Source organism: Saccharopolyspora antiqui, from assembly GCF_052246905.1.
GTDB lineage: Bacteria > Actinomycetota > Actinomycetes > Mycobacteriales > Pseudonocardiaceae > Saccharopolyspora.
The window spans coordinates 323,799-334,697 of sequence record NZ_JBQQBO010000005.1 but is presented as its reverse complement, the minus strand read 5'-3'; the positions used below and the strand labels follow the sequence as shown (position 1 = coordinate 334,697).

Below are 10,899 nucleotides of genomic sequence, written 5' to 3'. Positions count from 1 at the left end.
TTACCCACAAACGACCACATTCAGGTGAGGGGTGAGGGGCACCCTTTACCAAGTAAGTTGGTGAAGGGTGCCCCTCACCCCGTTCCTCTTCATCTTGTGGTGCAACAAAGTGTGGTTGGGGCCAGCACGGTTGAGCACTCACGGCCGTTGGAATGCGGTCAGGACGTGGCTGCGGGCTCGCGCGACACCCCGGCGAACGGGATGCTCGCCGGGCTCGACTCCACCGCACCGGCCGGGTGCCGCCACAGCCCCTTGCGGGCCAGGATCGGCAGCACACCTTCGCCGAACCAGTACGCCTCCTCCAGGTGCGGGTGCCCGGAGAGCACGAACTCGTCGATGCCGAGCGCGTGGTACTCCTCGATCCGCTCGGCCACCTCGGCGTGGCTGCCGACCAGCGCGGTACCGGCGCCACCGCGCACCAGGCCGACACCGGCCCACAGGTTCGGGTAGATCTCCAGGTCCGCCGTCGAGCCGCCGTGCAGGTCCAGCATCCGCCGCTGCCCCTCGGACTCGCTGCGCGCCAAGCCCTCCTGCACCCGCGAAATGGTCGCCGGGTCGAGGGCGTCCAGCAGTCGCCGCGCCTCCGCCCATGCCTGTTCGCTGGTGTCGCGGCTGATGACGTGCAACCGGATCCCGAAGCGCGGCGTGCGCCCCTGCTCGGCGGCCAGCGCGCGGATCCACTTGACCTTCTCGGCGACCTTGCTCGGTGGTTCACCCCAGGTCAGGTACACGTCGGCGTGGTTGGCGGCGACGGTACCGGCGGCCGGTGACGAGCCGCCGAAGTACAGCGTCGGCACCGGATCCGGGGTGCGGGCCAACTCCGCGCCTTCGACCCGGATGTGCGCGCCGTCGAAATCGACCCGCTCCCCGCGCCACAACGCCCGCACGACGTGCAGGAACTCGTCGCAGCGCGCGTAGCGGGCCTCCTTGTCGAGGAAGTCGCCGTAGGCGCGCTGCTCGCTGCTCTCGCCCCCGGTCACCACGTTGAGCAGCAGGCGCTGCCCGGAGTGCCGCTGGAACGTCGCCGCCATCTGGGCGCCCAGCGTCGGCGACAACAGGCCGGGCCGGAAGGCGACCAGGAACTTCAGCCGCTCGGTGACCTCCGCCAGCATCGCCGTCGATAGCCACGCGTCCTCGCACCACGCCCCGGTCGGTGTCAGCGCACCCTCGAAGCCGAGCTGTTCCGCGCTGCGGGCGATCTGGCCGAGGTAGGCCAGCGTCGCCGGGCGGGATCCGGCCGCCGTGTTGGTGGTCGCCACACCGTGGCCACCGCCGACGAGGTACCGGCTGTCGCCGTAGGTCGGCAGAAACCAGTGGAACGTCAAAGACATCTGTTTCTCCAGGGGAAGGCGGGACCGGCGGCGGGGCCAGCTCGTCGGGACGACCGAAGAGTCCAATATGGACAGATATGGCCCGGCGCCGCACCGCTTGCCGGGGCAGTTGGCGGTGCTGTCGGATCAGGGACGACACGCTTGCGACGCCACGCGTTGGAAATCCACGTGGCGACGCTTGGTGAACAACGCCGCAACCAGCACGGATCAATCGCAGCAGAGCCCACCAGGGGTGTCAACCGGCCCTGTGGCCGTCTCACCTGGCGGAACGGCGCGCGGCTGCGATCTCCGCCACCCCGACGGACGCGATGTGCTGCGCGGCGGCGAATCGGCGCAGTTCGTCGTCGGTGGCCATCCTGGTCGCGTCCGTCGGGCTGACCAGGTGGGCGAACACCGCGACCGGCGGTCCACCGGCGAAGCCGACCAGGTCGGCGGCTGCCTCGGCGAGCCCCGGGTGGTCGAGCACTCCGCCGTCGCCGACGGCCACCGGCACGACGTGCCCGGGGCGCGTGAAGTCGGCGGGCACGGCATCCTCGGCCGCGAGCGCGCGGGCGGTCCTGGCCCGATCCGACGCGGAAATGCCGGTGCTCACGCCCACGCTGGCGTCCACCGCGACGCACACCGTCGCACCAGGATCCTCCCCCGCGCGGGGGAAAACCGGCGGCAGCGCGAGCGCGTCGCAGCGCTGCCCGGGCAGCGCGACGCACAGGAAACCGGACGAATGGCGGACGGTGAAAGCTGTCAGCTCGGTGCTCGCTCGGGAAGCCGCGAACACGATACCGCCGTCGCCGTGCGCGAAGCCGTACACGATCGCCGCCCGCCCCGCCGCGATCTCCTCCGCGGCCAGGTCGATCAGTCCGATCCCGCCCGGACGACCGGCATCCAGGACTGCCGCGCTGTCCCGTTGATCGATCAACTCGTCCCCTTCGAAAACCGGGCGCTCGCCCAGCAATGACCCGCGCGAATCGGGCGGGAGCCACCGTCTACATCAGACCGGCCGTGGCACCGCGCGGTGCGGCGCATCCGGTCCCATCAAGGATTGCCACCTCGGCCGACCAACGTCAACGATGTAGGTCGCCGTCCCAACAACTGGAAACCGCACTCCTGGCGGACGTGATGTGCGTGGCCGTGCTTGACACCGCGCCGAACGCCTCCATAGCGTCAACGCGTGCTCCGACCGGTGCTGCTGACCAATCGTCACCACGTGGATCTGCTGCGGGTGACTTCGGCGGCGTGTCCGCTTTCCTGATCGCTCCAGCTCTTCAACACCGCTGCTGATCCGGTTCGGACGACGAGGTCGAAAATCCGGCGCTGATGACGCGCGCCGATCGGATTTCGCGCCCGGCACGACCATTCGCCCGGCGACCAGCGGCGGCCGATTCCCAGGAGGCAGGAATGACCGCGGGTCTGCACGTCGACCCTCCCGCATCGCGGCCGGTGCCGTTGCGGCAGATCCGCACGGTGATCGCGTCCAGCCTGGTGGGCACCACCGTCGAGTGGTACGACTTCTTCCTGTACAGCACGGCCGCCAGCCTGGTGTTCAACAAGCTGTTCTTCCCCACCCAGAACCCCACCGTGTCGACCATGCTGGCGTTCGCGACCTTCTTCGTCGGCTTCGTCGCGCGCCCGCTCGGCGGCATCCTCTTCGGGCACATCGGCGACCGCATCGGCCGCAAGCGGACCCTGGTGACCACGATGCTGCTGATGGGGGTGGCCACCGCCGCGATGGGTGTGCTGCCGACCTACGCCGAGATCGGCCTGTTCGCGCCCGTGCTGCTGGTGCTGCTGCGCGTGGTGCAGGGCCTGGCGATCGGCGGCGAGTGGGCGGGTGCGGTGCTGATGGCCGTGGAGTACGCGCCGCCGGGCAAGCAGGCCAAGTACGGGGCGTGGCCGCAGGTCGGGCTCGCGCTCGGACTCGGCCTGGGCACCGGGTTGTTCGCGCTGCTCGGTCTCGTCCTCGACGAGGACCAGTTCCTCAGCTACGGCTGGCGGATCGCGTTCGGGCTGAGCATCGTGCTGGTCTTCGTCGGGCTGGTGATCCGGCTGCGGGTCGCCGAAACCCCGGCGTTCGAACAGGTGCGCGCGGCGCGGGACACCTCCAGCGCACCGTTCCTGGATCTCTTCCGCGATCGCACCGCCCGCCGCAACACGCTGCTCGGCCTGCTCTCCCGCTGGGCGGAGGGCGCGGCCTTCAACACCTGGGCGGTGTTCTTCCTGTCCTACGCGACCGACACGCTGCGGCTGCCGCGCACCGATGTCCTGGTGGCCGTCATGGTGGCCGCGATCACCTTGGCCGTGCTGCTGCCGGTGTTCGGCCAATTCGCCGACCGGTGGACGCCGCGCCGCGCCTACGCGCTGGGCGCGGCGCTGTTCGCGCTGTCGGTCTATCCGGCGTTCCTGGCGTTCCAAACCCGCGATCCGCTGTTGATCGGCCTGGTGATCGTGCTGGTGCTGGGCGTCATCCACGCGGTCCTCTACGCACCCCAGGGCACCCTGTACGCGCAACTGGCACCGGTCCGGCTCCGGTACACCGGGATGTCGTTCGTGTACCAGTTCTCCGGGATCTACGCCTCGGGCCTCACCCCGCTGATCATCACCGCCCTGCTGGCGGCCAGCGGCGGTTCGCCGTGGTGGGCGTGTGCGTACCTGGTCCTCACCGGAGCCATCGGCACTGCGGCGACGCTGGCCCTGCGGCCCCGCGACCTGTACTTCGGCACCCGGCACTGACAGCTGGACGGCGTCACGGGGTGACGAGTTCCTGGATGATGGTGCGGAAGTTGCGGGCGGCCGGGTTGAGGTTGTCGGGCCGGTGCGCCGCGCCGAGGTGCACGATCCGGGTCGCCGGACGCAGCTGGCGGTACACCACGTCAGGACGACGCTGCCGCGCGACCGATGACGGCACCATCGAGATGCCCAGTCCACCCGCGACGAGCGCCACGATCGTCTGCATCTGCACGGCTTCCTGCGCGATGGTCGGGGTGAACCCGACTTCGTTGCAGTAGCTGAGGATCTGATCGTGCAACCCGGCCCCGAGTTCGCGCGGGAACAGCACGAAGGGTTCGGCGGCGAGCCGCTGCGCGGCGATGCTGCGCTCGGCGGCCAGCGGGTGGTCGGTGGGCAGTGCGACCAGCAGCCGTTCGCTTCCCACCGACTCGACGTCGATGGTCTCGGTGTCCCCCAGCGGCAGCGGCGGACGCAGCAGGCCAACGTCCAGGATCCCGTCGCGCAGCGCCCGGACCTGCTCGGCGGTGGTCATCTCGCGCAGGGTCAGCACCACCCTCGGGTAGCGGTCCCGGAACCGGCGCAGCGCGAGCGGAAGCAGCGTCAACGTCGCGGATCCCACGAAGCCGACGACCAGTTCGCCGGTTTCGCCGCGCCCGGCGTTGCGGGTGACCTGGCGGGCCGACTGAGCCGCCGTCAGTATCTGCCGGGCGGCGGGCAGCAGCGTCGCGCCGGCCGGGGTCAGGCGCACCCGACGGCTGCTGCGGTCGAGCAGCGCCACACCCAGATCGTCTTCCAGGGCGCGGATCTGCTGGCTCAGCGGCGGCTGCTTGATGCCCAACTGCTGCGCGGCGCGACCGAAGTGCAGTTGCTCGGCCACCGCCACGAAGTACCGCAAATGCCTGAGCTCCACGACCTACCCCCTTTCGATATCCACAGCATATCGAAAGGCATGAATTCGCCTATGCCACATATCGATGGGCCGTTTTGCGGCGAACATCGAGGGAGTTCGACTTGGTACCGAGGAGGGACTCCATGCTGCGCAGAATCGCGTCCGTGGCCGTCGCGATCGTCGCGGCGCTGATGCCCGGCACGGGCAGCGCCGAAGAGAGCTTGGTGCGCCGCGACTTCAGCGTGCGCAGCGACCCAGGAGTGCACATCGCGGTGCGCGAGGTCCGCAGCGCTGCGGGCCAGCCGCCGAAGCGTCCCGTCCTGCTGCTGCACGGCGCCCGGGTGCCCGGCATCGCCAGCTTCGACCTACCCGTCGCGGGTGGGTCGCTGGCCGCTGACCTCGCGCTCGCCGGGCATCCGGTCTTCATCGTGGACGCCCGCGGCTACGGCGGTTCCACCCGGCCGCAGGCCCTCGCACTCCCCCCGGACGCGGGTCCACCGGCCGTCCGCTCCGATGCCGTGGTCCGCGATGTCGCCGCCGTCGTCGACCGCATCGCGCAGCACTCCGACGACGGCAAGATCGCGCTGCTCGGCTGGGCGACCGGCGGCCACTGGCTCGGGCAGTACGCCGCCGCGAACCCGGATCGGGTGAGCCACCTCGTGCTGTACAACACCCTGTACGGACCGTCCGACGGGCACCCGACAATGGGCCGCGGCAGCGACTCCGAAGACCCCGACCACCCCGGTCGGTTCAACGCGGCCCGATTCGGCGCCTACCGGTTCAACACCGCCGACAGCCTGCTGCCGTCCTGGGACAGCAGCATCCCCGTCGAGGACAAGGCCGCGTGGCGCGACCCGGCCGTGTTGGACGCCTACCAGACCGCCGCGCTGGCCTCCGACCCCACCAGCGACACCCGCACCCCGGCCAGTTTCCGCGCGCCGTCGGGCGCCATGGAGGACAGCTTCTACCTCACCACCGGCCGCCAACTCTGGGACGCCAGCCTGATCACCGCGTCCACCCTGATCCTGCGCAGCGAAAATGACTTCTGGAGCCGCCCGGCGGACTCCGAACTGCTGGCCTCGCACCTGGTGCACGCCCGCGCGGTCCGCAACGTCCAGCTCGCCGACGCCACGCACTACGTCCACCTCGACCGAGCCGAACGCGGCCGCGCCCAATTCCTCACCGAGGTCCGCGAGTTCCTGGCCAGCCGCTGACGGCGGCCGGTTCCCCCGACGCACTTCCGGGCTGATGCGGGGTTCAACCCTCGACCGGCGGATCGAAGGGCTGCGATCATCCCAACCGGAACGCGCAACGGACAACGCGAAAACCGGGGGCGTGCATGGACTCCTACGACGTCGTCATCGTCGGCGCTGGATTCGCCGGGCTGACCGCCGCGCGCGAGCTGTCGCTGCGCGGCTGGTCGGTGGCGGTGCTCGAAGCCCGCGACCGCATCGGTGGTCGAACCTGGACCGACGAACGGCTGGGCCGACGCCTGGAGATGGGCGGCACCTGGGTGCACTGGCTGCAACCGCACACCTGGAGCGAGATCACCCGGTACGGGCAGGAAATCGAGCCGAGCCCGAGTTCGACGACCGTCCTGTGGATCGCCGACGGCACGGTGCACCGCAGCAGCCCCGAAGAGTTCGACGCCCTGATCGAACGCGGCATGGACCGGCTCGCCGAGGACAGCCGGATCTGGTTCGAGCGCCCCTACGAGCCGCTGCGCCGAGCGGATCTCGACCGGATCGATCACCAGTCCGTCACCGACTACTTCAACGGGCTCGAACTCACCGCCGCCGAGCGCGAGGTGAGCATCGGCGTGTGGGCGGAGCACTTCAACGGCCCGGCCGCGGTTTCCGGTCTCAGCCAAGCCATGCGGTGGTGCGCGGCGGCTTCCGGGAACTGGCGGCTGCTGCACGAGGCCACCTCCGGCTACCGGCTCACCGCGGGCACCGCCGCTTTGGCGGGCGCGATCGCGACCGACGGCACCGCCGACATCCGCCTCGGCACGGTCGTCACCGGCATCGCCCGAACCGACACCGGCACGACGGTCACCACCGCCGACGGCACCCGCCTCGCCGCGAAGCGGGTGATCTGCACCCTGCCGCTCAACGTGCTCGACAGCATCGACTTCCAGCCCGCACTTCCGTCCGCCAAGTTGGCCGCCAGCGCCGAGCGCACCGCATCGCAGGGCCTCAAGACCTGGATCCGGGTGCGCGGCGAAATCCCCGCGTTCACCGGCTACGCGCCGGACGACCACGACCTGACCTTCGTCCGACCGGAGTACACAGTGGACGGCGACACGATCCTGGTCGCCTTCGGCACCCGCGCCCACGACCCCACCGACAAGGCGGGCGTCGCACGCGCGCTGCGCGCGTGGCGGGACGATCTGGAGGTCGTCGACGTCACCGGGCACAACTGGATGACCGACGAGTTCTCCCGGGAGACCTGGCCGATGCAGCGCCCAGGCCAGCTCACCAAGTACCTGGCGGCCCTGCGACGCCCGCACGGCCCGGTGCACTTCGCTGGCTCCGACATCGCGGACGGTTGGGCGGGATTCATCGACGGCGCGGTGGAAACCGGGCTCCGCTCCGCCCGGGAGGTGCACGCCGCGCTGCGCGGCTCGTGACCAACGACCGCAGTCGCGTGCTGGTGCGTCAGGCGATTCCGCCCGAAATCACCGCGTTCGCCGCATCGGACCGAGCCAACCGGCTTGGCCCGTGTGAGCGCCTGCACATTTCATGGGTGAGCATTGCATGAGTGAGCGCTCACTCATAGACTCGACGGCGTGAGCGAAGCGCCCTCCCGGCGCCGGGCACCGGCGATGAGTCCCGACCAACGGCGGTCGGCGATCGTGCGGGCCGTTCTGCCACTGCTGGCCGAGCACGGCGCGAACATCACCACCCGGCAGATCGCGCAGGCTGCCGGGATCGCCGAAGGCACGGTCTTCCGCGCCTTCAAGGACAAGGACGAGCTGCTGCGCGCGTGCGTCGCGGAGGCCTTCCGGACCGACCAGGTGTGCGCGGCGATCCGGCAGGTGCCCCGCGACGGGGATCTCACCGACCGGCTGGGCGAGATCGGGGCGCTGTTCCTCGACCACTTCACGCAGCTCGGCAACCTGATGCAGACCCTGGTCACCTCCGGCTACGACCTCCAACGGCACCGAGCCCACCACGGCCGCAACCCGTCCGACGTCAGGGCGGAGTTCATGCGGAACCTCTCCGGAGCGATCACCGACGCTCTCGCCCCGGACGAACCGCGACTGCGAATCCCCGTCGAGGACTTCGCCCAGCTGCTGCTCGCGCTGGTGGTGGGGGTGCGCTTCGACGAGAAACCCGGCGCAGACCACCAGGAGGGCATCCGCAAGCGCGTCGACGTGCTGCTGCACGGCGCCCTGGCCGAGACCTGATCCGGCGCGCTCACCTCGGGGCGCCCGCCGCCCACCGCAATCGTCCACCGCAGATCGAGAAGTTTGGAACTCCCGTGCACATCACATTCGTCAGCATTCCCGGCTACGGGCACGTCAACCCGACGCTGCCGCTGGTGCAGGAGCTGGTGCGGCGCGGCCACCGCATCTCCTACGCCACGAGCGAGAAGTTCCGCGACGCCGTCGAATCCACCGGCGCGAAGCTGCTGCCCATGCCCGGTGAAATGCCCAACCGTCCGCCGGGCCTCGACCCGGCCGAAATGGCGAAGGTGTTGGAGGGCTTCGTGACCACGGCCCGCGAGGGTGTCGCCGTCCTCGAACAGCAGTTGGCCGGGGACCGCCCGGACGCGCTGTGCTACGACGCGATGACGATGGCGGGCCGGTTCGTCGCCGAGCGCCTGGGCCTGCCCGACATCGCACTGCATCCCACCTACGCCAGCAACGAGCGGTTCTCGCTGCGCGGCCAGCTGATGTCGAACTCGAACCAGGAATTTCCCGCGGAATACGTGCAGCTCTTCCAGCGGTTGCGGGAGATCTGCGATCAACTCGCCGCGGAGCTGGGCGTCAAGCCGGGCAATCCGCTGGAGGGCGCGCCCGCATCGCTGAACATCGTGTTCATCCCCCGGGAGTTCCAGTTCGCCGGTGACACCTTCGACGACCGGTTCCGCTTCGTCGGCCCATCGCTGGGCTCCCGGGTGGTCGACACCAGCTGGCAGCGACCCGACGGCGCCAGGCCACTGCTGTTCATCTCGCTCGGCACCGCCTTCAACAACCGGCCGGAGTTCTTCCGGAACTGCCTGCGGGCCTTCGAGGACGGCCGGTGGCAGGTGGCGATGGCCGTCGGCGAGCAGGTCGACCCGGCCGATCTCGGCCCGATCCCGGACAACTTCGAGATCCGCACCTACTTCCCGCAACCCGCCGTGCTCCAGGAAGCCGACCTGTTCCTCTCGCACACCGGCATGAACTCCACCTTGGAATCGCTGTACTCCGGCGTGCCGATCGTGGCCGTGCCGCAGCAGCCCGAGCAGGAGGCCAACGCGCGCCAGGTCGAGCAGCTGGGTCTGGGACGGCGGCTGGACGGCGACGACCTCTCGGCGGAGGTGCTTCGCCAGGCCGTCGACGAGGTGCACGACGACCAGCGGATCCGGGCCAACATCGCGGAGATGAGCGAGAAGCTGCGGGGCGTCGACGGCGCGGTCGCCGCCGCCGACGCCATCGAAGCCCACCTGAACAGCTAGCGGCCCTGAACAGCTAGAGACCCGAACAGCTAGAGACGCAGTGGCAGGGTTTCCAAGCCCCTGAACACGTTGGCCGCACCACCGGGTCGCCACTGAAGTTCTTCGGGCGGGCAGGCGAGGGCCATGTTCGGGAAGCGCTCCAGCATGGTGCCGATCGCGATCCGGCCTTCCAACCGGGCCAGCGATGCGCCCAGGCAGTAGTGGATGCCGTGGCCGAAGGCGAGGTGCCCGCGGTCGGTGCGGGTGATGTCGAGTCGGCTCCCGTCGGCGATGTGCGCGGAGTCGTGGTCGGCCGAGCCCAGCACGATGGACACGACGCTGCCCGCCGGGATGGTCACGCCGCCGATCTCGACGTCCTCGATGGCGAACCGAGGCGTGGCCCGTTCCACCGGACCGTCGAAGCGCAGCAGCTCTTCGACCGCCGAAGGCAGCAGTTCGGGCTGTTCGCGCAGCAGCTTCAGCTGGTCGGGGTTCGTCAGCAGGGCGAGCATCCCGTTGCCGATCAGGTTGACCGTGGTTTCGTGGCCGGCCAGCAGCAGCAACTGGATGGAGCCGAGCAGTTCCCGCGCGGACAGGCGGTCGTGCTCGTCGGCGGCCACGATCAACGCGCTCACCAGGTTCGGCTGGTCATCCACCGCGACGGTCGGGTCGAGCCGCGCTCGGGTGCGCTCGATCAGGCCGGTGAGGTAGTTCTCCCTCGACACCCGGGCCTGCTCGCGTTGGACAGCGCCTTGCTCGGTGAGCGGAGCGGAGGCGAACACCCTGGCCCAGGAGCGGAAGTCGGCGCGATCGTCGTTGGGCACACCGAGGAGTTCGCAGATCACCGTGATCGGCAGCGGGAAGGCCAGCGCGGCGAGCAGGTCGATTTCCTGCCCCTGCGCTGGCATGTCGTCGACGAGCGCGTCGGTGATCTCCTGGACGCGCGGCCGCAGCTGCTCGATGCGGCTCCGGGTGAACGCCTTGACGACGAGCTTGCGGAGCCTGGTGTGGTCGGGCGGATCGGTGCTGAGCATGTTGGTGCCCAACGGACCTTCGCCCTCGTCGCTCACCACGCCCTGCTCCCGCATCCACTTCGGGGCGTGCGCCATGTTCCGCACCAGCCGCGGATCGGCGAGCGCGGCACGCGCGTCCTCGTAGCGGGTGACCAGCCAGGCTTCGAAACCCATCGGCCCGACCAGCCGGTGGACCGGCGAATTCGCGCGCAATGCCGCGTACGCCGGGTACGGGTTGGCCTGGAACTCCGGACTCCACAGATCTACGTCGGTCATCATGACCCCTCATAGAGACGTA

At 70.0% G+C, this 10,899-nt stretch carries 10 protein-coding genes; 6 read left to right on the top strand and 4 right to left on the bottom strand.

Annotated features, from left to right (window positions below):
* Positions 1–158: 158 nt before the first annotated feature.
* Complete coding sequence (locus ACTWQN_RS12090) at positions 159–1,331, bottom strand: LLM class flavin-dependent oxidoreductase (protein ID WP_443203494.1); 1,173 nt, start codon at positions 1,329–1,331, stop codon at positions 159–161.
* 256 nt (positions 1,332–1,587) lie between these two features.
* Entirely contained in the window at positions 1,588–2,247 is a 660-nt protein-coding gene (locus ACTWQN_RS12085; RefSeq protein ID WP_443203493.1) for a 3,4-dihydroxy-2-butanone-4-phosphate synthase, read from the bottom strand.
* 252 nt (positions 2,248–2,499) lie between these two features.
* Here ACTWQN_RS12085 and ACTWQN_RS12080 point away from each other — a divergent pair, with 252 nt between their 5' ends.
* Both ACTWQN_RS12080 and ACTWQN_RS12075 read left to right on the top strand, forming a co-directional pair.
* Positions 2,500–2,580 carry a putative leader peptide gene (locus ACTWQN_RS12080; RefSeq protein ID WP_443203507.1) on the top strand — a complete coding sequence of 27 codons (81 nt, stop codon included), beginning with the start codon at positions 2,500–2,502 and terminating at the stop codon, positions 2,578–2,580.
* 146 nt (positions 2,581–2,726) lie between these two features.
* A complete protein-coding gene (locus ACTWQN_RS12075) occupies positions 2,727–4,058 on the top strand; it encodes an MFS transporter (RefSeq protein ID WP_443203492.1) in 1,332 nt (443 codons plus the stop codon).
* Positions 4,059–4,071: 13 nt separating this feature from the next.
* Here ACTWQN_RS12075 and ACTWQN_RS12070 read toward each other — a convergent pair whose 3' ends face one another.
* On the bottom strand, positions 4,072–4,965 hold the full coding sequence (locus ACTWQN_RS12070) for a LysR family transcriptional regulator (protein WP_443203491.1): 894 nt from the start codon (positions 4,963–4,965) through the stop codon (positions 4,072–4,074).
* A 122-nt stretch (positions 4,966–5,087) separates the two neighbouring features.
* On the opposite strand from ACTWQN_RS12070, the gene ACTWQN_RS12065 reads away from it, so the two are divergent.
* The 4 genes from ACTWQN_RS12065 (at position 5,088) to ACTWQN_RS12050 (ending at position 9,609) form a co-directional block, all read left to right on the top strand.
* Positions 5,088–6,158 (top strand): alpha/beta fold hydrolase, encoded by a 1,071-nt coding sequence (locus ACTWQN_RS12065; RefSeq protein ID WP_443203490.1) that lies wholly within the window; start codon positions 5,088–5,090, stop codon positions 6,156–6,158.
* Positions 6,159–6,283: 125 nt separating this feature from the next.
* Positions 6,284–7,573, top strand: a complete 1,290-nt coding sequence (locus ACTWQN_RS12060) for a flavin monoamine oxidase family protein (protein ID WP_443203489.1) — start codon at positions 6,284–6,286, stop codon at positions 7,571–7,573.
* Between the two features lie 159 nt (positions 7,574–7,732).
* Complete coding sequence (locus ACTWQN_RS12055; protein ID WP_443203488.1) at positions 7,733–8,353, top strand: TetR/AcrR family transcriptional regulator; 621 nt, start codon at positions 7,733–7,735, stop codon at positions 8,351–8,353.
* 74 nt (positions 8,354–8,427) lie between these two features.
* The gene (locus tag ACTWQN_RS12050; protein WP_443203487.1) at positions 8,428–9,609 is read left to right on the top strand and encodes a macrolide family glycosyltransferase; all 1,182 of its coding nucleotides are present in this window, start codon (positions 8,428–8,430) and stop codon (positions 9,607–9,609) included.
* Between the two features lie 29 nt (positions 9,610–9,638).
* Here ACTWQN_RS12050 and ACTWQN_RS12045 read toward each other — a convergent pair whose 3' ends face one another.
* Positions 9,639–10,877 carry a cytochrome P450 family protein gene (locus ACTWQN_RS12045; protein ID WP_443203486.1) on the bottom strand — a complete coding sequence of 413 codons (1,239 nt, stop codon included), beginning with the start codon at positions 10,875–10,877 and terminating at the stop codon, positions 9,639–9,641.
* Positions 10,878–10,899: the final 22 nt, after the last annotated feature.

Coding starts and splice junctions, on each gene's coding strand:
- ACTWQN_RS12060 (WP_443203489.1), top strand. CDS start 6,284: ATGGACTCCTACGACGTCGTCATCGTCGGCGCTGGATTCGCCGGGCTG.
- ACTWQN_RS12065 (WP_443203490.1), top strand. CDS start 5,088: ATGCTGCGCAGAATCGCGTCCGTGGCCGTCGCGATCGTCGCGGCGCTG.
- ACTWQN_RS12075 (WP_443203492.1), top strand. CDS start 2,727: ATGACCGCGGGTCTGCACGTCGACCCTCCCGCATCGCGGCCGGTGCCG.
- ACTWQN_RS12045 (WP_443203486.1), bottom strand. CDS start 10,877: ATGACCGACGTAGATCTGTGGAGTCCGGAGTTCCAGGCCAACCCGTAC.
- ACTWQN_RS12090 (WP_443203494.1), bottom strand. CDS start 1,331: ATGTCTTTGACGTTCCACTGGTTTCTGCCGACCTACGGCGACAGCCGG.